Genomic DNA, 23,593 nt, shown 5'->3' with positions numbered 1-23,593 from the left:
GAGGGAGTCGAGCGTGGCCGAGCAGCGGTACCGGGCCGTTACGGCATCGCCTCGGCCCAGTCGCTATGCCCCTCGAAGCCAAGCGTTTTCGCCATGTCTCGGTAACGATCCCGATATTCGCGATACCCGGCCTCGTCACGGCGTGCGCGCGCCAGAGCGGCGCGGACGCGCACCAGCCAGATTTCGCGGGTCACCGACCCCTGCTCGGCCGACGCGGCCGCCAACCGCTCGAACGCCGACTCGGCTTCCGCCAGGTCCGCCTCTTGGTCGCCGTCGGCCCCGCGGTCGAGCAGGGTCTCCACCAGCACACCGGTCGCCGCGCTGCCGAGCGCCTGCAGCCGTCCGCCACGGAGCAATTCGTCGGCCGCCGCGCGCAGCAGCGGGATCGCCTCGTCGCGATCCCCGCGCCGAACCATCTCACGCGCCCGGCACACGTTGATGGCCGGTAACAGGCCCACGTTCTGTCCCCGGCGGTTGTACATCTCGCTGACCTTGTCCAGCAGCTTCTGTCCGCGTTCGCGGTCGGTGGCCACGGGGCGGTTCAGCAGCGCGACGCTGAACGTCATGCACGCGAAGGCCAGCGCCACGTCGTCACCGGACCGCTCGGCGATCCGCACGGCATCCTCGATCTCGCGCATCGCGGAGTCGTCGGGCCTGAGCATGCCGCTCATGATTCCCGGGAAGTAGACGTAGGCGATGACGCCGGTGTAGGACAGGGAGTCGGCGTGACGGGACATCTCCACGGCCTGCCGCTGATCGTCGCGCCAGCCGGGAAGACCCAGCGAATAACGGGCGATACCCCGCACCGCGAGGGCGTTCGCCAGCGGACATCCGATGATGAAGTTGCCGTAGGACGGGTCACCGCCGGCCAGGTCGATGACCCGCTGGGTCCACCGCAGCAACACCGACCATTCGGAGGTGGCCGTCTTGCCGCGGATCGGCAGGGGCGAGAGGCCCACCGTCACGACCGGATTGTCGAGCGCCTCGAGGAGGGCCCAGGCCTCGGATGCCAGCCGCGAGGCCTCGGTGATCCGGCCCTGATAGAGACAATCGTGTCCCAGCCCCGCGGTGGCGATGGCCAGTGACGCCTTGTCTCCCGCGGCTTCGCACAACTCCCGCATTTCCTCGAAGCGAGCACCGGCGACCTGTTCGTGCACCCGCCAGGCGATCGCGCACAGCATCGTGCGCGGGGCGATGCGCATGGCCGCCCTTTTCGGGTCACCGGCAGGCAGAGCGTCGGCGATCATCCGGGCGCGGTCCCAACTCAGGCGCGCAGCGGCGATGTCACGGTTGGTCAACCACTTCGCGGCACGCATGTGCCAGCCGTAGGCGTCGTGCAGGTCACCGGCGGCTTGGAGATGTTCGGCGATCAGCGCCGCGTTCTGGTCTGCCGCTTGCGGCTCGCGGGCTTCGATCGCGGCAGCCAGCCGCCGATGCGACTCGGCGCGATCGGATTTCAGTTGGGCTTCGTAGGCCACGGTCCGGGTCAACGGATGGTGGAACTCGAATTCCGCCCGCGGCGCGAACCGCACCTGCTCGATCAGCTGGGCGGCCAGCAGCTCCTCCACACTGGCGTCGATGCCCAGGCTGGCCAACAGATCGCAGTCGAAGCGCGACCCGATGACCGCCGCGGCGGCAAGGGTGCGCTTGGCCGCCACGGGTAGCCGGTCGATGCGGGCGGCGACGGCGGCCTGCAGCGTGGCCGGTACCCGCACGTCGGCCACATCGGCGTGGCAGCAGTAGCTGGTGCGCTCGCCGACGAGCACGCCCCGTTCGGCGAGCTCGCGGGTGATCTCCTGGGCGAAGAACGGGTTGCCGGCCGCCCGTGCGGTGATGATCGGCCGGATGGCGGCCACCGAGGGGTCGGAGCCCAGCAGCTCGCCGACCAGCGTGGCGGTCTCCGCATCACTCAGGGGCGTGAGGGCGATGGATTCCGCACCGGCCACCCGGCGCAACGTGCCGCGGTATTCGGGGCGATAGCTGACCAGCACCAGCGAGCGCGTCCGCGGGATCACCTTGAGGAAGTCGGCCAGCATCGACTCGCTGACCGCATCGATCCAGTGGACGTCTTCGATGATGTAGAGCGCGGGCGCGCGGCGCGCCAGCGATGCGTTGTTGACCATGGCGGTCAACCGTCGCCGCCGCGCGTCGGCGTCGATCTTGGGCAAGAAAAACTCGGGATCGGCGATGCCCAGCAGGTCGTCGAAAAGCGCCAGGTCCTCGGGGTCGGCGTCGCGAACCTGGGCATGAACCTGTGCGCGGGCCGCCTCCGCCTCAACGCCCTCGACGCCGGTGGCCGCGCGCAACAGGCGGGCCACGACCCGGAATGGAACGTCCGTGGCGTGCGATTCGCAGAAGGAGGTGAACACCTCCACGTCGCGGCGGCGTGCGATCGCGGCGACCTCCTGCACCAGGCGGCTTTTCCCGATGCCGGGCTCCCCCATGACGGTCACCAGACCGCCGTGACCGCCGGCCGCGCGGTCCAGGAAACGCTCGACGGTGGACAACTCGCGGCGTCGACCGACCAGGCTGGACTCACCCCGCCCGACGGCGCGATGCCCGTCCACCATGCCCAACAGCCGATAGGCCGGGATGGGCTCCAGTGCACCCTTGATCCGGACCAGTTCGGCTTCGCCCAGAGTGGCGGCGCCCTCGACGAGTCGCCGTGTCGACGCGGTGAGCATCACCCCGCCCGGTGGGGCCACGGATTCCATCCGTTGGGCCATGCCGACTTGCTCGCCCACAGCGGTGTAACCGGCTGTGCCAGAACCGATCTCACCGGCGATCACCTGACCGGAGTTCAGCCCCACCCGCAGGCGGAAGCCCACGCCGTCGCGCTCTTGGATGTCTACGGCCAGCCGCTTGGCCGCCTCCTGCACGCCCAAGGCCGCGAGGCTGGCACGGATCGCGTGGTCCTCCAGCGCCGCCGGTGCGCCGAACACCGCCATGATGCCGTCACCCGTGAACTTGTCGACCGTCCCGCCGTACCGCTTGACCACCGCCGAGCAGCGGTCGACGAGGTCGGTCATGATCTCGCGAAGCCGTTCCGGCCCTACCGCCGCCGCGATCTCCATGGAGTGCACCACGTCGGCGAACAAGACGGTTACCTGCTTGTACTCGGCATGGATGCCGTCGTGTGTGATGGGCGCACCGCAGCCGTCACAGAACCGTGCCCCAGTGCGCGGCACGCGCCCACACGTGCAACACGCGGTCGCTGCGGTCATCTGACGCTCCGCCGCTTCCGGCCCCCGACGTCCCCGGTTAATCAGCATAGGCGCTCGACGACTTCCAGCAAATGGTGATCTGCCGCCCGCGGTCGCCGTCACCGGCACCCAGCGTCGACCGGTCGGCACCGTGCGGACGACCGAATCCTCTTCGGCCGATGCCCCACAGGGTCCCTTTGCGGCCTCGCGCTAACCGACGATTCCCGCCAGCTCGTGCGCCACCGCATCGAATGCCCGCAACGTGTCCAGCATGTGCGGCTCGTGGGAATGCGGCTGCGCGGACACCTTGGCGGCGACCATCTGCGCGGCGCGGTTCACGTAGATCATCTGGCCGCACATGCCCAGGCACAACACCACGTTGCTGCCGGGATGGGGAAACCACATCTGGTTGCGGTACATCCCGCCGGGCAGGTCGGTGTCGTGGTCGGGGCTGGCGGCGAACGCCTGCCGCGAGTCCGGGCCGCCGGCAAGGGTGTCGGCGACCCACGCCGGTGGCAGCACCTGCCGGCCGGTCAGCGAGACGCCGTCGCGCAGGAAAAGCGAGCCGAACCGGACCAGGTCGGTGAGGCAGGCGTTGACGCCGCCGTCGAAAAACCCGGTGCCGGCGGCGTCGACACCGATGGTGGCGTCGTATCGGGCGCCGATGCGGCTCCACAGCAGTTCCGACATCAGTTCCGGCATCCGCTGGCCGCCGGCGACCTCGCAGACCAGGCCGAGCACGTCCGTTTCACACGAGCGATATTCGAACGGGCCGCCGTGGTCCGACTTCTTTCGCAGGGTCAGCAGGAAGTCACGCAGCGTGGCGGGGGCGTCCGGACTCCTCTTGGGCGCCCAGCCCATCGCCTGGTCCAGATCGTGTATCTCGGCGGCCGGGTCGTCGTAATTCTCCGAGAACTTGATGCCGGACCTCATGTCCAGCAGGTGGCGCACCGTCGCGCCGGCGTACCCGCAGTTCGACAGGGCCGGAACGTATTTAGTGACCGGCGCGTCCAGCTCGATCGCGCCGGCCCCGTGCAGCGCGCCGACAACGGTGCCCACCAGCGACTTGCTCACCGAGAACAGCAGGTGCCGGCGGTCAGCGCTGAGGTGGTCGAGGTACTCCTCGGCCACCAGCGACCCGCGATGCGCGACGGCCCAGCCGTCGGTGACGGTGGCGGCCATCACCGCGCCAACCGTGGTGGGCGCCCCGTCGGTGTTGGTCAACCGGATCTCGGCCACCGGCGCGGGGCCCGCGGGCAGCGCCGCGACCGGCCCGCTCCCCCGGGGGATCAGCGCCGTCGGCACCATGTCTTCGACGTGCTGGAACGACCACCGCGAATACGGCGCCGCCAGCCAGTTATCCACGGAAATGCCGGCCGGGACGCTCACGCGCGCGCGACGAGCCGAGAGACGATCGGCGCGGCGGGAGTCAGGGGGGTGGAGACGAACTTCGCCTTCATGCCCTTGACCCAGCGCTGGCAGCGCTCGCTCAGCTGATAGTCGTCGGTCTGCAGGTGTGCGCGAGTGACGAGCACGCCGAGTTGGGCGCCCTCGGAACGCAAGTCGCCGGGCGCCGCGACCCGCATGTAAAAGGCCTCGGAGCCGTCGAGCAGCGTGGCCCAGTCGTTGGCGGTCCGCGAAAAGGAGACCCGGCCGTCGTCGTCGAGGCGCCACACCCCAGTGCGTGGCGTCGCGGTGAAGATCTCGATATCCGGCGAGGTCTCGGTGAGTATCACCTGGCCCCAGACCTCGTCCTCGCCATAGCCGCGCTCCCAGCGCGAGTTGATCTCGTCGATGTCGAGTTCGTACTCCACGTCCATGTACTCGAGGAGGTGAAAAAGAAACAGCGGCATGTCGGCGTAGGCCTCGGTGGTCAGGTTCGTCATCGGACTCGCGCCGCTCAGGCGCGGATTCACCTCGCCGAGGTAGAGCTTGTCGGAGTCCAGGTCATGCAGCAGGTCCACCTCGAAGTAACCGAGGTAACCCTCGCGGCGCATGACGTCGCCCAGCTTTGTCACCATTTCTCGCGCGGCGTGGGTCTGCGCGGGCGGCAGCACCTCGTGCCAGATGTCGTTGCCACACCAGCTACCCCGGCTCGGCGTCAACTCCGAGTAGCCGACGAGACTGGTCATCGCGGGGCCGACCACGGTCCCGTGGCGGGTCACGGCACCCTCGAGGCACACCTCGACATTGCGGATCCGCTTCATGACCTTGAGGTCCTGCCCGACCAGGTCACCGGCGTGCTTGTCCCAGTCACTCTGACCGTGGACGAAAAACGTCCCGCTGCCGGCGTTGCCGTAAGCGATCGAGATGACGAGGTCATCACCCAAGCCGGCGTCTTGTGCGAGCGCCACGAGTTCGTCGTAGGAGCCGGCCCGCCCGATCGTGTTAGGCACGCTGGGCACCCCCGCCTCGTCGGCCAGGCGCGTCATGACGATCTTGGAGCCCAGCCGCTCGCGCAGCTCGATCGGCGGGTGCATGACCTCGAGGCCCGCCTGTCGCGCGAGGGCCTGAATTTCTGCGTTCATCATCACAAAGCAGCACTTGCCGCCGGGACCTTTACCGGCGATGAACTCGAGCGTCTCGGGGTCGGACAGGAGGTGGCTGCACACCTCGTCCATGGAGTCGAAATCACGGCGGTCGCGCCGCCGGGGCACGAACACGCGCGAGTGGGTGCCCTCGAATGAGTCGAAGTAGGTGAGGTAGAAGAAGTTTCGTATCCAGCGATCGACGCCCAGCAGGTTGAACGGGGTCGGCGAGATGAAGTACAGCGGCACTTTGTTGGTATGGAAGAACGCGCGGATGTCCGAGAGGCCGTTCAGCACGCGGCGCGCCGGCGCGGGCCCGCCGGCGGGCGCGATCACGCCGTCCGCGCTGACGTCGACGCCGCGATCGGCGTGCCTGCGGTCAATTCACATACGTTCATTCCCCAAGTGTGGACCCGCGATGGCCACGCGGTGATGCGTTAACCGAGTTCCGTCATGAACTCTTTCGCCAGCGGCCCGGCGGAGGCGGGGTTCTGGCCGGTGAAGAGGTTGCGGTCTTTCACCGTGTAGGGCCGCCACATCTCGCCGCGGGAGAAGTCGACGCCCATCTTCACGAGCTCGTCCTCGGCGGTCCACCGGGCCCTCTCCCGCAGGCCGACGGCGTCCTCTTCGTCGTTGGTGAACGCCGTGACCCGGTAGCCGGCGAAGGGCGACGCCCCGTTGTGCCGCGTCGCCATCATGGCGACGGGCGCGTGGCAGACGATGGCCAGCGGCTTGCCGGACGCGAGCGCCGCGGCCAGCAGCCGGCCCGAGTCCGCGTCTTGCCACAGGTCCTCCATCGGGCCGTGCCCGCCCGGGTAGTAGACGGCGTCGTAGTCCTCGAGACGGGCGTTGGCCAACTCGATCGGGCGGCGCAATTCCTCGGCGGAGCGCAGGATTTCCTCCAGCTCCCGGGCGACCTCCTCACCACCGGCCATCGACGGGCGTAGGCTCATCACATCCACATGCGGGACAACGCCTTTCGGCGTGGCCACCACGATTTGATGACCGGCGGTGGTGAGCTCGCGGTACGGGGCCGCGAACTCCTCGGCCCAGTAGCCGGTCGGGTGTCTCGTGCCGTCCTTGAGCGTCCAGTAACTTGCGCCGGTCACCACGAACAGAACCTTCGCCATCGCGCTCCCCCTCGTCCGTCCACACCGAATCGACCCGCCCAGCGTCACCCATCCCGTGGCCGGTTTGCAACACCGTGGGCCGGGATGCGAAATCGCCAAAACGACACCGATGCGAGCCGCCACACCAGGCCATGCGCGCAACGAAGACCCGCGGCGCAAATGGCTCTTAACAGGCGCTGCGATGGCGGCCGTCGCCCGGAGTTTGCCAATTAGATGGGTAGGGAACAACAATTGGCGTGTCGTGCGAGCAGATGACGCCAGCAGGGGGATCATGACTTAGGGCGTCTCTATTCGAGGGGTGGTCGATGATGACGTCGGACGACTGGCAGCCGGTAGTGCGAGTTGGCGAACCAAAGTTCGTCGCCGGCTTAGGAAATAGGATCAAAGTTGAGGTCAAGACTCGGGGCTGGCTAAGCCGGGACTGGCGGGGCTACTTCGGTCTGCAGGTATCGCAGCAACGGCTGGATGCCAGGTACTCCTCCTATCCCTGTTGGGACGAGGTCCAGCGCATCGAGGGCACGTGCGCCCTCGATGAGGCGGAGCGCTACATCGAAATGATCGACGCCGCAATCCACTACGCGAACACCCGGTTGCGCTGCGAAACGTTGCCCAGCACCCTGATCCAGGGGACGCAGCGGGACCAGCGGGCGTGCGCGGTAAAGCGTCGCCAGGCCGCGCTCGATCAACTGGCGAAGAAATTGGCAAAACCCGAGGTCGGGTAAAACAGCTGGGCCGAGGCCGCGGATTTACGCGGGACGATTCCCTTGCACGGTGCGGACCGAAGCGATGCGGCGCCACCGCAATGAATACATTCGCGTAATTCGCCCGGACCCAGCACGGGTTGTCGCCCGGAGCACCCGAGCGCAAACGTATTCGCGTTTGCACAGCCATTCTTTGGAAATGCCGGCGTGACCCCAATGGCGTTCGCATCTGCGGCCCAAGCAAATCCCCGATCCGGACCGCCGCAATATGAAGGCAATTCGTACGCGGCACCGGGGCGAGTGTCGCGGGGCCCGCCCGGCAACGCGCCGCGCTGTTTTTCGACGCCGCCCCGCGCGATGTTTTCGTGCCGGGCAGGGCTTGCTGGTGCCGACTGGGCGAAATTCGCGTCGTCCGGCTCACACCGGCCACCGTCGGCGAGCGTGCCGAGCAGTACCCTTACCGTGCCCCGGAGTCCCGGGCCACGGCCCATCCATCGTGCGTCGCCCGGACCCCAAACCCCAAGCCGCGGAGGTGCCCGATGGCCCGATCCGACCCCGTCCTCTTCACCGTCGACAACCGCATCGCCCTCATCACCGTCAACGACCCCGACCGGCGCAACGCGGTGACCGCCGACATGTCGGCGCGCCTGCGGGCCGCCGTCGAACGGGCCGAGGCCGATCCCGACGTCCACGCCGTGGTGATCACCGGCGCGGGCAGGGCGTTTTGCGCGGGCGCGGACCTCAGCGCGCTCGGCGCCGCGGGCGGCGACAAAGCCGAGACGGGCCTGCAGCAGCTCTACGACGGCTTCATGGCGGTCGGCGCTTGCCGCCTACCCACCATCGCCGCGGTCAACGGCGCGGCCGTCGGCGCGGGCCTGAACCTCGCCCTGGCGGCCGACGTGCGCATCGCCGGGCCGGCAGCGTTGTTCGACGCCCGGTTCCAGAAGCTGGGGCTGCATCCCGGTGGGGGTGCGACATGGATGCTGCAGCGGGCGGTGGGGCCGCAGGTCGCCCGCGCGGCCCTGCTGTTCGGTATGCGTTTCGACGCCGACTCCGCCGTGCGCCACGGCGTGGTGCTCTCGGTCGCCGACGACCCGGTTGCCGCGGCGATGGAGCTGGCCGCCGGGCCCGCGGCCGCGCCCCGCGAGGTCGTGCTGGCGACCAAAGCCACCATGCGCGCCACCGCCAGCCCGGGGTCGCTGGATCACGAGCAACACGCCTTCGCCATGCGCACCGAGCTGGGGCCGCAGGCGTATTCCATCCAGTCACCGGAGTTTGCTCAGCGACTGGCTGCGGCGCAACGCCGGTAGTGCCATCATGGGCTAGCAGGTTGGGATCGGTAGCCGAGCGAACGTTGTCTGCTTGCTGCGAAGACGCCAGCCGACCTGGCGCATGAACAAAGGACATACCGCGTGCCGATCACCCACACCCTTACCCGCGTCGTCGCCGGCGCTCTCCTCTCCGGCGGCCTCGCCACGGCCGGATTCGCTGTGGTCGCGGGCACCGCCCACGCCCAGCCCGGACCCGCGCCCCAGGTGCATTGGTGCCCGAACCAGCCGTGGAACCCGGCCTGGGGAGAGAACAAGTACTGGAATCAGTGCTGGGATACCGACAACCCGCCTCCGTACCCGCCGCCGCCTCCGTTTCACCAGCCCAATTTCAACTGCGGCCTGTTCTGGTGCCCCGTACCGCCGCACAGCTGAGCCCGTTAGAGGTCGAGCACCGCGTTCACGGGCGACTCGACCAAGTCCCTCAGTTCGGTGACGAACCCGGCAGCCTGGGCACCGTCGGCGACGCGGTGGTCGAACACGCACGTCAGCGTCATCGTCGGGCGGACCACGACCTGATCGCCGACGGCCATCGGGCGCGGCTTGATGGCCCCCATCCCCAGGATGGCCGCTTCGGGATGGTTGATGACCGGTACGCCGTCGTCGGCGCCCAGCGCCCCGAAGTTGGACACGGTGAACGTGGATCCGCGCAACTCCCCCGGCGTCAGCGTTCCCCCGCGCGCGCCGGCGATCAATTCCGCCGTGCGACTTGCCAGTTCGCGGGTGGTCTTCAGGTGCGCGTCGGTGATCACCGGGACCAGCAGCCCCCGGGTGGTGGCCACTCCGAACCCCAGATGCACCCGATGCTCGACCCGAACCCGCGGCCCGTCGGGCGAGTCGGCCCATGTCGAGTTCAGAATCTCGTTGTGGCGCAGGGCGATCAGCATCAGCCGCATGGTCAGGACGAACGGCGTGATCCTCGGTTCCGTCGACGCGCGGTCGGCCAGCCGCAGCAGTTCGGTGCACTCGACCGCGACGCTCACTGTGGCTGCCGGGATCTCGCGGTGCGACAGAGTCATCTTCTCGGCCATCCGCGCCTGCACGCCACGGACCGGTCGAACGTCGGCCCCGTTCCGGTCCGCCGCCGCCAGCACGTCCGCGCGGGTGATGATGCCGTCGGGATCGCGCTGGACCGAGCGCAAGTCGACCATCAGCTCCTTGGCCAGTTTCCGCACCGGAGGGGCGGCACGTGGCCGCCCGGACCGCCGGCTGGCATCGATGCCCGCGTCCGCGCCATAGCCGACCAGGGTGGGGACCACCCCGCCCATCGCAGGGGTCTCCCCGTTCGCCGACGCGGTGTCGATGCGCACCAGCACCGCGCCGACCGCGAGCACGTCGCCTTCGGCGCCGTGTGTTTCGACGATCCGGCCCGCATACGGGCTGGGCAACTCCACCTCCGCCTTGGCGGTCTCCACCGAGCACAACACCTGGTTGAGTTCGACGTCGTCCCCCGCGGCGACGTTCCAGCGCGTCACCGTCACTTCCTGTAACCCCTCGCCGAGGTCGGGGACATGGAACGCCTTGACCCGCTCGTCGCCGCTCATGGCTGACCCAGCGCACGCTCGACGCAGTCGAGCAACCGGTCGGGCCCCGGTAGCCACAGTCGCTCCAGCCGCGCCGGGGGGTAGGGCGTGTCGAACCCGCAGGCGCGCAACACCGGCGCCTCCAGCTCGTAGAACATGTCTTCCTGGATCCGGGCGGCCAATCCGGCGCCATACCCCAGGCTGCGGGGCCCTTCGTGCATCACCACACAGCGTCCGGTCCGATGAATCGACGCCGCCACGGTGTCGAAGTCCAGCGGCACCAGTGACCGCAGGTCGATGACCTCCAGGCTCCAGTCATGTTGCCGCTGGGCATCTTCCGCGGCGCCCACCGCCGTGCCGACCAGGCTGCCGTAGGTGACGACGGTGACGTCGGTGCCGGGCCGGCGCACCACCGCCCGCCCGATCGGCGGCTCGGGCCGGCCGGTGTCGACCAGGCCGCGCTCCTGGTAGCGCCGCTTGGGTTCGAGGTACATCACCGGGTCCGGGCAGGCAATCGCGTGACGGAGTAGCCAGTACGCGTCCGCGGGGTTGGACGGAACGACCACCTTCAGGCCGGCGGTATGGGCCCAATACGATTCGGTCGAGTCCGAATGATGTTCGGCCGCACCGATTCCGCCGAACGATGGGATCCGCACCGTCACCGGCATGTTGATCTCGCCACGGGTGCGGGTGCGGTACTTCGCCAGATGGCTGACCACTTGATCGAAGGCCGGATAGGAAAACCCGTCGAACTGGATTTCCGGCACCGGCACGAATCCGCGTAGCGCCAGTCCCACCGCGATCCCGACGATCGCGGATTCGGCCAGCGGCGTGTCGAAACAGCGTTGTTCACCGAACTTACCGGCCAGACCCTCGGTTACCCGGAACACCCCGCCCTCGACCGAGACGTCCTCGCCGAACACCAGCACCCGCTCGTCGACGGTCATCGCGTCGTGCAGGGCGCGGTTGAGCGCCTGGACCATGGTCAGCGGCTGCGCGATCGGTTCCGAAGCGGCGGTGCGGGTTTCGTCGGGACTGGCGGCCCGGTCAGCGAGCTGAGTCATTCAGGCCTCCCGATCGCTTCGTTCGAGTTCGGCCCGCAGTTGTTGCAGCTGCGCCCGCAGCCCGGGCGTCATCTCGGCGTACACCGTGGTGAACACCTCCTCGATGTCGAAGTCGGGGGCGCCGAAGACGGCGTCGCGCAATTCGGCGCGCATCCGCTTCGCGCGGGCCGCGACGCGGTCCTCCAGGCGGTCCGACCACAGGCCCTGCGCCTGAAGGTAAGTGCGGTAGCGCGGGATCGGGTCGAGCGCCGCCCAGCGGTCCACTTCCTCCTGCGTCCGGTAGCGGCTGGGATCGTCGGAGGTGGTGTGCGGGCCCAGCCGGTAGGTGACGGCCTCGATCAGGGTCGGGCCGTCGCCGGCCCGGGCGCGGGCGGCGGCTTCGGCCATCACGGCGTAGCAGGCCAGCACATCGTTGCCGTCCACCCGGATCCCGGGCATGCCGTAGCCGATCGCCTTGTGCGCGATGGACGGCGCCTTGGTCTGTTTGTGGATGGGCACCGAGATGGCCCACTGGTTGTTCTGCACGAAGAACACACAAGGCGTGGCGAACACGGCCGCGAAGTTCAGCGCCTCATGCACGTCGCCCACGCTGGTGGCGCCGTCACCGAGGAAGGCCACCGTCACCGAGTCCTCGCCGAGACGTTGCGCGGCCATCGCCGCACCGACGGCGTGCAGGGCCTGGGTGCCGATCGGAATCGACGTCGGGGCGCAGCATTTCTTGGTGAATTCCAGTCCCCCGTGCCAGGTTCCGCGCCACACGGCGCCGACGTGCCCGGGTGGGATCCCGCGTACCAAATACGCGCCGAGCTCCCGGTATTGGGGGAACAGCCAATCCGTCTTGCGCAGACACGCCACCGCGCCCACCTGGGCGGCTTCCTGACCGCGGCACGACGCGAACAGGCCCAACTCCCCCTGGCGCTTCAGGTTGACGAATTCGGTGTCCAGCTCGCGGGTGACCACCATCATCTCGTAGAGCCAGCACAGCGTCTCCGCGCGAAGGTCGCGGCCATAGCGGTGTTCGGGCGTCGGCGTGCCGTCCGCGGCAACGAGTTGCACCGGCTCGAGGTCGACGGTCATCGGCAGTTGAGGCACCTTCGCCATACCGTCTCCCTACTTCGGTGCCGCAGGGGTCACAGCAAGAGCTCAGCCGGGACCTGCCGCGAGCCGAAGTCGATCGCCAGCTTCACGAAAGACTCCGCTCGCCGCGACACTGGCGTATCCCCATTATGCGCTCAGATGCGAAGAGACCGCGGTGATCGCGAACGTGTCGCGCCCACAGCTGTTCGAGCAAACCCCAGGCGCCGCCCGATTTCGATATCGCGGGTGATATCGCTTCCGCGGATGTCATCCGTCCGCGGACTGCCCCGCCCTGCGCACCAGCATCTCCGCGTGCTTGAGGACCGGGGAATCCACCATCTGTCCCTCGAACGCGAAAACGCCGCGCTCCGTGCGGGCGGCGGCCAATACCCTTCGCGCCCAGTCGACTTTCTCGTCGCTGGGGCGGTAGGCGTCGCGCACGACGGGGATCTGGGTGGGGTGGATGCAGACGGTCCCGTGGAAACCCACCGCGATCGCGTCGTAGGCTTCCGCCCGCAGACCTTCGATGTCGCGGATGTCCAGATGCACCGCGTCGAGCGCGATCCGGCCGAACGTGGACGCCGCCAGCAGCACCGTCGAGCGCACATGGCGGGCGACGTCGCGGTAGGTGCCGTCGGCCAGGCGGCTGGAGCTACCGCCGAGGCTGGCGACCAGGTCCTCGGCGCCCCACATCATCGCGACGGTCCCGTCGGCGGCGGCGATCTCGGTGGCGAAGACGGCGCCGCGGGGCGTCTCGATCAGCGCGATGACGTCGCGCGGCGCCAGCGCGGACACCTGGGCGGCCGATTCGGTCTTGGACAGCATCACCGTGGTGTAGGCCGTGTCGGCCAGGGCATCCAGGTCGCGGCCGTGCTCCTCGGTATCGGCCGCGTTCACGCGCACCACGGTGCGCGCGGGATCCAGCGGGGTTTCCCGTAACGCCTTGCGCGCCGCGGGCTTGTCGGCTTCGGCCACGCCGTCCTCGAGGTCGAGGATCACCACGTCTGCCGCGGCGGCGGCCTTCGCGAAACGCTCGGGACGGTCGGCCGGGCAGAACAACCAACCCGGGCCGGCGGTGTGCAAGTTCACTTGGCCTCCTGGTCGCTGGGGCGCTTCTGGACCAGAGTCGTGCGCACGGCCCGGGCCACGATCTCGCCGTGCTGGTTGCGGCCGGTGTGCCCGAGGGTGACGATCCCTTCGCCCGGCCTGCTCTTCGACTCGCGCTTGGCGGTGCACACCGTCTCCGCGTAGAGGGTGTCGCCGTGGAACACCGGCTTGGGGAACGAGACCTCGGAGAAGCCCAGGTTGGCGACGATGGTGCCCAGCGTCAGCTGCGAGACCGATAGCCCGACCAGCGTGGACAGGGTGAACATCGAGTTGACCAACCGCTCACCCCGAAAGCCCGGCTGTTCGGCGGCCCACGCCGCGTCCAGGTGCAGCGACTGGGTGTTCATCGTCAGCGTGGTGAACAAGACGTTGTCGGCCTCGGTGATGGTGCGGCCCGGCCGGTGCAGATAGGTCGTGCCGATCTCGAACTCCTCGAACCACAGGCCGCGCTGGACAACCGATTTGTCTTCAGCCACGGGCGCCACTCCTCATCGATTCACTCTGCGTTGTCGCGGCGCGGCTCATGACAGCCCCAGTGATCGCGCGATGAGCATCAGCTGGACCTCGGTGGTCCCCTCACCGATCTCCAGGATCTTGCTGTCGCGGTAGTGCCGGGCCACAGGGTACTCGTTCATGAAGCCGTACCCGCCGTGGATCTGGGTGGCGTCACGCGCGTTGTCCATGGCCGCTTCCGACGCGATCATCTTCGCGATGGCGGCCTCCTTCTTGAACGGCTTGTCGGCCAACATCTTTGCGGCCGCATCGTAGTAGGCGGTGCGCGCGACGTGTGCGCGCGCCTCCATCCGCGCGATCTTGAAGCTGATCGCCTGGTAGGAGCCGATCGGCTGACCGAACGACTGCCGTTCCTTCGCGTACTTGACGCTCTCGTCGACGCAGCCCTGCGCGGCGCCGGTCGCCAGCGCGGCGATCGCGATGCGGCCCTCGTCGAGGATCGACAGGAAGTTCGCATAGCCGGTGCCGCGGGGCCCCAGCAGGTGCTCCTCCGGGACGCGGGCGTCGGCGAAGCTCAGCGGGTGGGTGTCCGAGGCGTTCCAGCCGACCTTGCTGTAGACCGGCTCGACGGTGAATCCCGGTGTGCCGTTGGGCACGATGATCGTCGAGATCTCCTTCTTGTCGCCGACCGTGCCGGTGACCGCGGTGACGGTGACCAGCTTCGTGATGTCGGTGCCGGAGTTGGTGATGAACTGCTTGCTGCCGTTGATCACCCACTCGCCGTTGTCGAGCCGGGCCGTGGTCCGGGTGGCGCCCGCGTCGGACCCGGCGCCCGGCTCGGTGAGCCCGAAACCGGCCAGGGCCCGGCCGGCGGTCAGGTCGGGCAGCCACTTGGCTTTCTGTTCCTCGGAACCGAAGCGGTAGATCGGCATGGCGCCCAGGCTGACGCCGGCCTCCAGCGTGATCGCCACCGACTGGTCGACCTTGCCGAGTTCCTCGAGCGCCAGGGACAGCGCGAAGTAGTCGCCGCCCATGCCGCCGTGCTCCTCCGGGAACGGCAGGCCGAACAGCCCCATCTCGCCCATCTTGGCGACGACTTCGTACGGGAAGCTGTGTTCTTCGTCGTGTTTGGCCGATACCGGCGCGACCACGGTGCGCGCGAACTCGGCCACCGTGTCGCGGAGGTCCTGGTATTCCTTGGGTAGCGTTCCCGCGGTGATGGATGTCGTCATGTCTCGTCCTTACTCGAATCTGCTTCTGCGTCAGGCTCTTCGGGCACCAGCCGGGCCAGCACCTGGTCGACCGTGACCTGATCGCCGACGGACACCAAGAGCTCCACTCGTCCCGAAATCGGTGCGGAGAGCGAATGTTCCATCTTCATCGCCTCCACGACCACGACCACGTCACCCTCGGATACCTCGGCGCCGGCGGCGGCCTGGACGGCGATCACGCTGCCGGGCATGGGGCTGAGGATCTCGGCCTGCTGAGCGCCGGCCGCGCGCTGGATCTTGTGCTCCTCGGCCTCGCGCAGGTGCCAGGCTCCCCGGTCGTCGGCGATCCACAGGTGGCGGTCGGCTTCCGCCCATAGGTATTCGCGGCGCACCCCGTCCAGCGTGGCATCCATGCGGGCACCGTCGACTTGCACACTCGCGGTCTGGATCTCGCCCGTGCCGACCTGTACGCGGGCGGCGTCCGGCGGTCCCCACACCGATACGGTCTCGCTGCGCAGGGGGGTCTGCATCTCGGTTCGCACCGGTGCGGGCGCCCCCCCGACCCGCCATCCGGTGGGCACCGCCCAGGGGTTGCCCGCGGCCCGGCGGCCCAGGGCCCATTGGCGGTAGAGGCCCCCGGCGGCGAGCACGTCGTCGGGCGCGGGCAGCGGCGCGAAGTCCGCCACCCGCTCGTCGAGGAGCGCCGTGTCGAGGTCACCGGCTTGCACTCGCTCGTCGGCCAGCAGGAACCGGAGGAATTCGATGTTGTTCTGCACGCCGAGTATTGCGGTGTGTGCCAGCGCTTCGTCGAGTTTCGCCAGCGCCTCGGCGCGGTCCTCGCCGTGCGCGATCACCTTGCTCAACATCGGGTCGTAATCGCTGCCGACCAGCGTGCCCGCCAGCAGCGACGAGTCGACCCGCACACCGGCGCCGGCGGGTTCGGCCACCCGCAGGACGAGGCCGCCGGTGGGCAGGAATCCGCGCGCGGGGTCCTCGGCGTACACCCGCGCCTCGATCGCGTGGCCGTGCAGTTCCACGTCGTCCTGCGCGAAGCCCAGTTTCTCTCCGGCGGCCACGCGGAGCTGCCACTCCACCAGGTCCAGGCCGGTGACCGCCTCGGTGACCGGATGTTCCACCTGTAACCGCGTGTTCATCTCCATGAAGAAGAATTCGTCCGGCCGGTCCGCGGAGACGATGAACTCCACCGTGCCCGCGCCGACGTAATCGACGCTGCGGGCGGTGTTGCACGCGGCCGCACCGATGCGGGCGCGCGTCTGCGGGTCGAGCAACGGCGAGGGCGCCTCCTCGATCACCTTCTGGTGCCGCCGCTGCAGGCTGCACTCGCGCTCGCCGAGATGCACCACGTTGCCGTGGGTGTCGGCGAGCACTTGCACTTCGATGTGCCTGGGACGCAACACGAACCGTTCGAGGAACAGGGTGTCGTCGCCGAACGACGAGGCGGCCTCGCGCCGGGCGCTCAGCAGGGCGTCGCGCAGCCGGCTCGGGTCATCCACCAGGCGCATGCCCTTGCCGCCGCCACCCGCGGACGGCTTGATCAACACCGGATATCCGACCTCGTCGGCGGCCGCAACCAGTTCGTCGTCGCTCAGTCCCGGCTTGGCCACCCCGGGCACCACCGGCACGTCGAAGGCGGCGACGGCGTTCTTGGCGGTGATCTTGTCTCCCATCACCTGGATCGCCCGCGCCGACGGGCCCAGGAACGCCACGCCGGCGCGCTCGCAGGCCGCGGCGAATTCGGCGTTCTCGGAGAGGAATCCGTAGCCCGGATGGATCGCCTGGGCTCCGGTGCGGGCCGCCGCATCGAGTACTTTGCCGATGTCCAGGTAGCTCTCGCGGGCCGCGGCGGGGCCGAGGCGCACGGCGGTGTCTGCCTCCAGGACGTGATGGGCGTTGGCGTCGGGGTCGCTGTACACCGCGACCGACCGGATGCGCAGCCTGCGCAGGGTGCGCATCACCCGGACCGCGATCTCGCCGCGGTTGGCCACCAATACGGTCTCGAACATGGTCATCACATCCGGAAGACGCCGTAGGAGACCGATTCCAGCGGGGCGTGGGCACACACCGAAAGGGCCAGCCCGACAACCGTTCTGGTGTCGGCCGGATCGATGATGCCGTCGTCCCACAGCCGCGCGGTCGAATAGTACGGGTTGCCCTGGTCCTCGTATTGCGCGCGGATGGGCGCCTTGAACGCCTCCTCTTCGTCGGGCGGCCACGGTTTGCCGGCCGCGGCGAGCTGCTCGCCGCGCACCGTGGCCAGCACCGAGGCCGCCTGCTCGCCGCCCATGACCGAGATCCGCGCATTCGGCCACATCCACAGGAAGCGCGGCGAGTACGCCCGCCCGCACATCGAATAGTTGCCGGCCCCATAGGATCCGCCGATCACCACCGTCAGCTTGGGCACCCGGGCACAGGCCACGGCGGTCACCATCTTGGCGCCATGCTTGGCGATGCCGCCGGCCTCGTAATCGCGACCGACCATGAACCCGGCGATGTTCTGCAGAAACAGCAGCGGAATCTTGCGCTTGTCGCAGAGCTCGATGAAATGGGCGCCCTTCAAAGCGGATTCGCTGAACAGGACGCCGTTGTTGGCGACGATCCCGACCGGGTGGCCGTGGATGCGGGCGAAGGCGGTCACCAGCGTCTTGCCGTAATTGGCCTTGAACTCGCTGAATTCGCCGCCGTCGACCAAGCGCACGACGACGTCGTGCACGTCGTAGGGTACCCGCGGATCGGGCGGCACCACATCGTAGAGCTCGCTCTGCGGGTGGTTGGGCTCGACCGTGGGCAACACGTCCCACTGGCTGGGCTCGCGCGGGCCGAAGGTGGCCGCGATGGCGCGCACGATGCGCAGCGCGTGCTCGTCGTCGTCGGCGAGGTGGTCGGTGACACCGGAGACCTTGGAGTGCAGGTCACCGCCGCCGAGGTCCTCGGCCGTGACGATCTCGCCGGTGGCCGCCTTCACCAGCGGCGGGCCGCCGAGGAAGATCGTGCCCTGCTCGCGCACGATGACGGCCTCGTCGCTCATGGCCGGCACGTAGGCGCCGCCCGCCGTGCAGGAACCGAGAACGGCGGCCACCTGAGGAATCTCCCTGGCGCTCATGGTCGCCTGGTTGTAGAAAATCCGGCCGAAATGCTCGCGGTCGGGAAACACCTCGTCCTGACGCGGCAGGAAGGCGCCGCCGGAGTCCACCAGATAGATGCAGGGCAGGCGATTCTGCAGGGCGACTTCCTGTGCGCGCAGGTGCTTCTTGACGGTCATCGGGTAGTAGGTGCCGCCCTTGACGGTGGCGTCGTTGGCGACGACCACGCACTCGCGCCCGGACACCCGGCCGATCCCGGTGATGATCCCGGCCCCCGGGGACTCGTCGTCGTACATGCCGTTGGCGGCCAGCGGGGCGAGCTCCAGGAACGGACTGCCGGGGTCGAGCAGCCGATCCACCCGCTCGCGCGGCAGCAGCTTGCCGCGGCTGACGTGGCGTTCGCGCGCGCGTTCGTTGCCGCCCAGCGCCGCGGCGGCCAGCTTGGCGTTCAACTCGGCTACCAGCCGGCGGTGCTCGTCGGCGAACGACGGCGCGGTCATCAGGGATGAATTCACGAATGCCTCCCGGTTGTCGCCGGCGCAAGCGGCGGTTCGGTCTTGTCGCGAACCTCGTCGACCGAGACGCCGGGGGCGGTCTCGACCAAGTGCAAACCATCGTCGTGAACGTCGATGACGGCCAGGTCGGTGATGATGCGGTCGACACACCCCGCGCCGGTGAGCGGAAGCGAGCATTGCGCAACGATTTTCGGGCTGCCATCGCGCGCGGTGTGTTCCATCATTGCGATCACCTTGCGGGCGCCGTGGACCAGGTCCATCGCACCGCCCATGCCCTTCACCAGCTTGCCGGGAATCACCCAGTTGGCGAGGTCGCCGGCGGCCGAGACCTGCATCGCCCCCAACACGGCGACGTCGAGGTGTCCGCCACGGATGATCCCGAAGGAGGTCGAGGAGCTGAAGAAGGCCGCCCCCGGCATCGTGGTGACCGTCTCCTTGCCCGCGTTGATCAGATCGGCGTCGACCCCCCCGGGCCGGGGATACGGTCCCACGCCCAGGATTCCGTTCTCCGAATGCACGACCACGGTGACGCCGGCCGGGATGTGGTTGGGGACGAGCGTGGGCATCCCGATGCCGAGGTTGACGTACTGGCCGTCCTCGAACTCGGCGGCGACCCGGGCGGCCAAACCGTCTCTGCTCCACGCCATCAGGCGCAACTCTCCCCCGCAAGCGGGTGGGGCCCCCACCTCATCACTTCGTTTCGCATCGTCGTGGCGCGCATCAGCTGACCGTCACCTTCTCGATGGGCTTGACCGGGTCGGGCGCATGCACGACCCGTTGCACGAAGACGCCCGGGGTGTGCACCGCGGCGGGGTCGATCTCGCCCGGCTCGACGAGGTGCTCCACCTCGGCGATGGTGACCCGGCCGGCTTGCGCGCAGTCCGGGTTGAAGTTGGCGGCGGCCCGGCGATAGACGAGGTTGCCATGCCGGTCGCCCTTCCACGCGTGCACGAGCGCGAAGTCCGTGCGGATCGCCCGTTCCAGCACGTAGGTGACGCCGTCGAAATCACGGGTCTCCTTCGGCGGTGACACGACGGCCACCGCGCCCGAGGCGTCGTAGCGCCACGGGAGCCCACCGTTGGCGACGGCGGTCCCGACCCCCGCCGGGGTGTAGAACGCCGGGATCCCCATCCCGCCGGCGCGCAGCCGCTCCGCCAAAGTGCCCTGCGGCGTGAGCTCGACTTCGAGCTCACCGGCGAGAAACTGGCGGGCGAATTCCTTGTTGTCGCCAACGTAGGAGGCGACGGCGCGGCGAATTCGCTTGTGTTCCAGGAGGTGAACCAGCCCGACACCGTTCCCCCCGCAATTGTTGGAGACGGTTTCCAAGTCACGGACCCCGGTGTTCACGAGTGCGGCGATCAACGCCTCGGGGATGCCGCAGAACCCGAAACCCCCGACCGCCAGGGATGACCCGTCGGTTATGTCGGCAATCGCCTCGGCGGCCGTCGCCACCACCTTGTCCATCGCCGCAGCAGCCTCCTTGCCGTCGGGCGGGGCGTTTTGAGTTAATGCTCATTAACTCAGGGCGAGGATACCATCGTCGATCCCGCCGGTCCAGGGACGACGACACCCGGCCGTGGGCCTCCGTCGAGCAAGTTAACTGCGACTAACTCATGCTAAGTTAGTGGCGATTAACCAACCGGACGGGGGTTCGTCATGACAACGTCCACCTCCGACGGCCGGCCCGGCCCCGCCGACACCCCAAATCGCCGCAGCCAGTTGAAGTCCGACCGGCGCCTGCAGCTGCTGTCGGCCGCCGAGCGGCTGTTCGCCGAGCGCGGCTTTCTCGCCGTGCGCCTGGAAGACATCGGCGCCGCCGCCGGTGTCAGCGGTCCGGCGATCTACCGGCACTTCCCCAACAAAGAATCGCTGTTGGTCGAATTGCTCGTCGGCATCAGCGCCCGCCTGCTGGCCGGCGCCCGCGACGTGCGGGCGCACAGCTCCGACGACGCGGCCGCCGCGCTGGACGGCCTGATCGATTTTCACCTGGACTTCGCGCTCGGCGAACCGGACCTGATCCGCATCCAGGATCGTGACCTCGCGCACCTGCCCGAGGCGGCCGAGAAGCAGGTGCGCAAGGCGCAACGCCAATACGTCGAGGTGTGGGTCGGGGTGCTGCGCGAGCTCAACCCCGACCTGGCCGAGGCCGACGCCCGGCTGACCGCCCACGCGGTGTTCGGCCTGCTCAATTCGACGCCGTACAGCATGAAATCCCCCGACACGTCGCGCAGCAAGTCCGCCCGCGCCGCACGATCGCGCGCCGTCATGCGGGCGATGACGGTCGCCGCGCTCGCAGCCGGCAACGAGTGCCCCTGAGCCGCCGCCCTGAGGTGATTCGCCGTTCGGGCCTCCGACGCAGGTACTCTGCAACCCATGAGGTGGACATGAACGATTCACGTCCCACCGACCGGTTCAGTCCCCCGTTGCCGGGCTCGGGGCCGCAGGGTTCGTGGTACCCGCCGGCCGACCCGGCGTACGCGGATCAGGCGGCGTACGCGCCTACCTACGGGAGCCAGCCGCCGCCGTGGGCGCCCGGCATGACCGACGCCAACACGACCAAGGAGCTGCCGGCGTACTGGCAGCACGAGCTTCCAGCGTCGGGCCAGCTGCATCCCCAAGCGGCCCCGCCGCCGCGCGGCCCGAAGCCGCCGCCGCGCTGGCTGTGGATCGTCGCCGGCGCCGCCGTCTTGCTGGTGGTGGCGTTGGTCGTCGCTCTGGTACTGGTGAACGACGCGATCAAGACGCAGACCGCCGTCCCGCCGTTGCCCGCCATGCCCGAGACCACCCCGACCATGCCGACCCCGTCGACACGCACGTCACCGCCGCGCATCCCGGCGCCGGTGCCGCCGACGGGCGGCTCACCGACGCCCACCGAGTCGACCGGCCCGGCCGCGATGCAGGACATCGTCTACAGCGTGGCCGGCGAAGGCCGCGCGATCAGCATCATGTACATCGACACCGGCGGTCTGATCCAAACCGAATTCAACGTCGCGCTGCCCTGGAGCAAAGAGGTCAGCCTGTCCAAATCGGCCACCCACCCGGCCAATGTCACCATCGTCAACATCGGTCACAACGTCACCTGCTCGGTCACCGTCGACGGCGTTCAGATGACCAAGCGCGTCGGCGTGGGCCTGACGATCTGCGACGCGAGGGGTTAGGCGCCTACGACGGTTCGGCCGCCAGGGCGCCCCGCGCCGGGACCCGGACCGCCAGCATGGCCAGCAGCCCGGCGAGCAGCACCAGCGTGATACCGCCCAGCCCGGCGCGCACGGCGCCGAAGATGTCGACGAAAACCGAGAACAGCCAGGGCGCGACGAACGCCACCGCCCGCCCGGTCATCGTGTACAGGCCGAACGCGACGCCTTCCCGGCCGTGCTTGGCCATCTGCAGCAGCAGCGCCCGCGAGGAAGATTGCGACGGCCCGATGAACATGCACAGCAGCAGACCGCAGATCCAGAAGGCCACCGAGCCGGACAGCAGCATCAGGGTGATCCCCAACACGAGGATGGCGGCCAGCGAGCCCACGATGACGGGTTTGGACCCGACCCGGTGATCGACGAAGCCGCCCAGCACCGCACCCACCGCCGCCACCACGCTGGCCACCACCCCGAAGATGAGCACGTCGCCCTGCGAGATGCCGTACACGTTGACGCCGAGGACGGCGCCGAAAGCGAAGATGGCCGCCAGCCCGTCGCGGAAAAGCGCGCTGGCGAACAGGAAGTAGACGAGGTTGCGGTCGCGCCGCCATTCGGCGGAGACCTCCGTCCACAGCTTGCGATACCCGCCGAGCATGCTGGTCGGCGCGTGCACCTCGCCCGAGTCGGGGAGCCGGTGCGCGACGAACAGCAGTGGCAGCGCGAAGATCGCCAGCCACGCGGCCGCGACCAGCATCGCCTCCCGGACGTAGAGGCCGTCGTGAAGGGGCGCCCGGAACCATCCACGCGTCGCGTCCGGCCCGGAGCCCTTGCCGGATATGAATCCGGTATAGACCACGAGCAGGAGCAGCACGCTGCCGACGTAGCCGGCCGCCCAGCCCAGACCGGAAATCCGCCCGGCCGTCTGGGGCGTCGAAAGTTGGCGCAGCATAGCGTTATACGGGACGCTGGCCAGGTCACCGCAGGCCGCCGTGGCGCCCATCAGCACCAGTCCCGCCCACAGGTAGCCGGGGCGGTCGTGGATGAAGAACATCCCGCACGTCAACGCGACGGCCAAGGCGGTCAGCACGCTCAGGGCCACCCGCCTGCGATGCGGTGACTCCACCCAGACGCCGACGGCCGGCGCCAGCAGGGCGACTGTCAATCCGGCGATGGCCGCGGCGCGCCCCAACCAACTCGCCGGGGTGGTGCCGCCCGAGATGCCCACCCCGACGCTGCTCGTCAGGTACACGGCGAAGACGAAGGTCGCCACGATCGCGTTGAGGCCGGTGGAGCCGCAGTCCCACAGCGCCCATGCCACCACCCGGGATGGCACCGGCGTGAGTGAACTCGACGGCTGCCCCATGCCCGGCAGCCTATTTGTTCGGCAGCCGACCCGCCGCGCCCGGCTGCGCCGCGCTCGCGATCGCTGCAGTTTGTTCGGCAGCCGACCCGCCGCGCCCGGCTGCGCCGCGCTCGCGATCGCTGCAGTTTGTTCGGCAGCCGACCCGCCGCGCC

General features: G+C 69.0%; 20 protein-coding genes. 5 read left to right on the top strand and 15 right to left on the bottom strand.

Features of this window, described 5'->3' with window-relative positions; genetic code table 11:
* Positions 1-38: 38 nt before the first annotated feature.
* The 4 genes from HMPREF0591_RS15120 to HMPREF0591_RS15105 form a co-directional block, all read right to left on the bottom strand.
* Positions 39-3,224, bottom strand: coding sequence for an adenylate/guanylate cyclase domain-containing protein (locus HMPREF0591_RS15120; RefSeq protein WP_007169459.1), 3,186 nt, complete (start codon positions 3,222-3,224; stop codon positions 39-41).
* Positions 3,225-3,413: 189 nt separating this feature from the next.
* Positions 3,414-4,592, bottom strand: coding sequence for a serine hydrolase domain-containing protein (locus HMPREF0591_RS15115; RefSeq protein WP_007169458.1), 1,179 nt, complete (start codon positions 4,590-4,592; stop codon positions 3,414-3,416).
* A complete protein-coding gene (locus HMPREF0591_RS15110) occupies positions 4,589-6,067 on the bottom strand; it encodes a biotin carboxylase (protein ID WP_007169457.1) in 1,479 nt (492 codons plus the stop codon). The genes HMPREF0591_RS15115 and HMPREF0591_RS15110 overlap by 4 nt, the downstream gene beginning before the upstream one ends.
* A 101-nt stretch (positions 6,068-6,168) precedes the next feature.
* Entirely contained in the window at positions 6,169-6,861 is a 693-nt protein-coding gene (locus HMPREF0591_RS15105; protein WP_007169456.1) for a type 1 glutamine amidotransferase domain-containing protein, read from the bottom strand.
* Positions 6,862-7,169: 308 nt separating this feature from the next.
* Between HMPREF0591_RS15105 and HMPREF0591_RS15100 the strand changes: the two genes are divergently transcribed.
* The 3 genes from HMPREF0591_RS15100 (at position 7,170) to HMPREF0591_RS32370 (ending at position 9,265) form a co-directional block, all read left to right on the top strand.
* Positions 7,170-7,583 carry a hypothetical protein gene (locus HMPREF0591_RS15100; RefSeq protein ID WP_040622888.1) on the top strand — a complete coding sequence of 138 codons (414 nt, stop codon included), beginning with the start codon at positions 7,170-7,172 and terminating at the stop codon, positions 7,581-7,583.
* A gap of 518 nt (positions 7,584-8,101) precedes the next feature.
* A complete protein-coding gene (locus tag HMPREF0591_RS15095) occupies positions 8,102-8,872 on the top strand; it encodes an enoyl-CoA hydratase (RefSeq protein ID WP_007169454.1) in 771 nt (256 codons plus the stop codon).
* Positions 8,873-8,974: 102 nt separating this feature from the next.
* Entirely contained in the window at positions 8,975-9,265 is a 291-nt protein-coding gene (locus tag HMPREF0591_RS32370) for an Mtp family mycobacterial-type pilin (protein WP_139093813.1), read from the top strand.
* A 5-nt stretch (positions 9,266-9,270) separates the two neighbouring features.
* Here the strand turns inward: HMPREF0591_RS32370 and HMPREF0591_RS15090 are convergent, their stop codons facing one another.
* The 10 genes from HMPREF0591_RS15090 to HMPREF0591_RS15045 all read right to left on the bottom strand — a co-directional run bounded on the left by HMPREF0591_RS15090 (position 9,271) and on the right by HMPREF0591_RS15045 (position 20,405).
* A complete protein-coding gene (locus HMPREF0591_RS15090) occupies positions 9,271-10,434 on the bottom strand; it encodes a dihydrolipoamide acetyltransferase family protein (RefSeq protein ID WP_007169452.1) in 1,164 nt (387 codons plus the stop codon).
* Positions 10,431-11,477, bottom strand: coding sequence for a 3-methyl-2-oxobutanoate dehydrogenase subunit beta (gene bkdB / locus HMPREF0591_RS15085; protein WP_007169451.1), 1,047 nt, complete (start codon positions 11,475-11,477; stop codon positions 10,431-10,433). Before bkdB ends, HMPREF0591_RS15090 begins: the two co-directional genes overlap by 4 nt.
* Complete coding sequence (gene pdhA, locus HMPREF0591_RS15080) at positions 11,478-12,578, bottom strand: pyruvate dehydrogenase (acetyl-transferring) E1 component subunit alpha (protein WP_007169450.1); 1,101 nt, start codon at positions 12,576-12,578, stop codon at positions 11,478-11,480.
* A gap of 243 nt (positions 12,579-12,821) precedes the next feature.
* Complete coding sequence (locus HMPREF0591_RS15075; RefSeq protein ID WP_007169449.1) at positions 12,822-13,643, bottom strand: HpcH/HpaI aldolase/citrate lyase family protein; 822 nt, start codon at positions 13,641-13,643, stop codon at positions 12,822-12,824.
* Positions 13,640-14,146: a MaoC family dehydratase gene (locus HMPREF0591_RS15070; protein WP_007169448.1), complete on the bottom strand. Its 507-nt coding sequence runs from the start codon at positions 14,144-14,146 to the stop codon at positions 13,640-13,642. The genes HMPREF0591_RS15075 and HMPREF0591_RS15070 overlap by 4 nt, the downstream gene beginning before the upstream one ends.
* Before the next feature lie 36 nt (positions 14,147-14,182).
* Positions 14,183-15,346 carry an acyl-CoA dehydrogenase family protein gene (locus HMPREF0591_RS15065; RefSeq protein ID WP_007169447.1) on the bottom strand — a complete coding sequence of 388 codons (1,164 nt, stop codon included), beginning with the start codon at positions 15,344-15,346 and terminating at the stop codon, positions 14,183-14,185.
* Positions 15,343-17,349 carry an acetyl/propionyl/methylcrotonyl-CoA carboxylase subunit alpha gene (locus HMPREF0591_RS15060; protein ID WP_040622884.1) on the bottom strand — a complete coding sequence of 669 codons (2,007 nt, stop codon included), beginning with the start codon at positions 17,347-17,349 and terminating at the stop codon, positions 15,343-15,345. Before HMPREF0591_RS15060 ends, HMPREF0591_RS15065 begins: the two co-directional genes overlap by 4 nt.
* A gap of 5 nt (positions 17,350-17,354) precedes the next feature.
* Positions 17,355-18,926 carry a carboxyl transferase domain-containing protein gene (locus HMPREF0591_RS15055; RefSeq protein WP_007169445.1) on the bottom strand — a complete coding sequence of 524 codons (1,572 nt, stop codon included), beginning with the start codon at positions 18,924-18,926 and terminating at the stop codon, positions 17,355-17,357.
* Positions 18,927-18,937: 11 nt separating this feature from the next.
* Positions 18,938-19,588 carry a CoA transferase subunit B gene (locus HMPREF0591_RS15050; RefSeq protein ID WP_007169444.1) on the bottom strand — a complete coding sequence of 217 codons (651 nt, stop codon included), beginning with the start codon at positions 19,586-19,588 and terminating at the stop codon, positions 18,938-18,940.
* Between the two features lie 73 nt (positions 19,589-19,661).
* The gene (locus HMPREF0591_RS15045) at positions 19,662-20,405 is read right to left on the bottom strand and encodes a CoA transferase subunit A (protein WP_007169443.1); all 744 of its coding nucleotides are present in this window, start codon (positions 20,403-20,405) and stop codon (positions 19,662-19,664) included.
* 192 nt (positions 20,406-20,597) lie between these two features.
* On the opposite strand from HMPREF0591_RS15045, the gene HMPREF0591_RS15040 reads away from it, so the two are divergent.
* Together HMPREF0591_RS15040 and HMPREF0591_RS15035 are read left to right on the top strand one after the other, a co-directional pair.
* The gene (locus HMPREF0591_RS15040; RefSeq protein WP_007169442.1) at positions 20,598-21,257 is read left to right on the top strand and encodes an SACE_7040 family transcriptional regulator; all 660 of its coding nucleotides are present in this window, start codon (positions 20,598-20,600) and stop codon (positions 21,255-21,257) included.
* Between the two features lie 62 nt (positions 21,258-21,319).
* On the top strand, positions 21,320-22,099 hold the full coding sequence (locus HMPREF0591_RS15035) for an MmpS family transport accessory protein (RefSeq protein ID WP_007169441.1): 780 nt from the start codon (positions 21,320-21,322) through the stop codon (positions 22,097-22,099).
* Between the two features lie 4 nt (positions 22,100-22,103).
* On the opposite strand, the gene HMPREF0591_RS15030 is transcribed toward HMPREF0591_RS15035, so the two are convergent.
* Complete coding sequence (locus tag HMPREF0591_RS15030; protein ID WP_007169440.1) at positions 22,104-23,441, bottom strand: MFS transporter; 1,338 nt, start codon at positions 23,439-23,441, stop codon at positions 22,104-22,106.
* Positions 23,442-23,593 lie beyond the last annotated feature (152 nt).

This window comes from Mycobacterium parascrofulaceum ATCC BAA-614 (assembly GCF_000164135.1).
Lineage (GTDB): Bacteria > Actinomycetota > Actinomycetes > Mycobacteriales > Mycobacteriaceae > Mycobacterium > Mycobacterium parascrofulaceum.
This window is presented reverse-complemented; position numbering and strand designations above follow the sequence as displayed.

Coding starts and splice junctions, on each gene's coding strand:
- HMPREF0591_RS15120 (WP_007169459.1), bottom strand. CDS start 3,224: ATGACCGCAGCGACCGCGTGTTGCACGTGTGGGCGCGTGCCGCGCACT.
- HMPREF0591_RS15105 (WP_007169456.1), bottom strand. CDS start 6,861: ATGGCGAAGGTTCTGTTCGTGGTGACCGGCGCAAGTTACTGGACGCTC.
- HMPREF0591_RS15100 (WP_040622888.1), top strand. CDS start 7,170: ATGACGTCGGACGACTGGCAGCCGGTAGTGCGAGTTGGCGAACCAAAG.
- HMPREF0591_RS15095 (WP_007169454.1), top strand. CDS start 8,102: ATGGCCCGATCCGACCCCGTCCTCTTCACCGTCGACAACCGCATCGCC.
- HMPREF0591_RS15090 (WP_007169452.1), bottom strand. CDS start 10,434: ATGAGCGGCGACGAGCGGGTCAAGGCGTTCCATGTCCCCGACCTCGGC.
- bkdB (WP_007169451.1), bottom strand. CDS start 11,477: ATGACTCAGCTCGCTGACCGGGCCGCCAGTCCCGACGAAACCCGCACC.
- pdhA (WP_007169450.1), bottom strand. CDS start 12,578: ATGGCGAAGGTGCCTCAACTGCCGATGACCGTCGACCTCGAGCCGGTG.
- HMPREF0591_RS15065 (WP_007169447.1), bottom strand. CDS start 15,346: ATGACGACATCCATCACCGCGGGAACGCTACCCAAGGAATACCAGGAC.
- HMPREF0591_RS15060 (WP_040622884.1), bottom strand. CDS start 17,349: ATGTTCGAGACCGTATTGGTGGCCAACCGCGGCGAGATCGCGGTCCGG.
- HMPREF0591_RS15055 (WP_007169445.1), bottom strand. CDS start 18,926: ATGACCGCGCCGTCGTTCGCCGACGAGCACCGCCGGCTGGTAGCCGAG.
- HMPREF0591_RS15050 (WP_007169444.1), bottom strand. CDS start 19,588: ATGGCGTGGAGCAGAGACGGTTTGGCCGCCCGGGTCGCCGCCGAGTTC.
- HMPREF0591_RS15045 (WP_007169443.1), bottom strand. CDS start 20,405: ATGGACAAGGTGGTGGCGACGGCCGCCGAGGCGATTGCCGACATAACC.
- HMPREF0591_RS15040 (WP_007169442.1), top strand. CDS start 20,598: ATGACAACGTCCACCTCCGACGGCCGGCCCGGCCCCGCCGACACCCCA.
- HMPREF0591_RS15030 (WP_007169440.1), bottom strand. CDS start 23,441: ATGGGGCAGCCGTCGAGTTCACTCACGCCGGTGCCATCCCGGGTGGTG.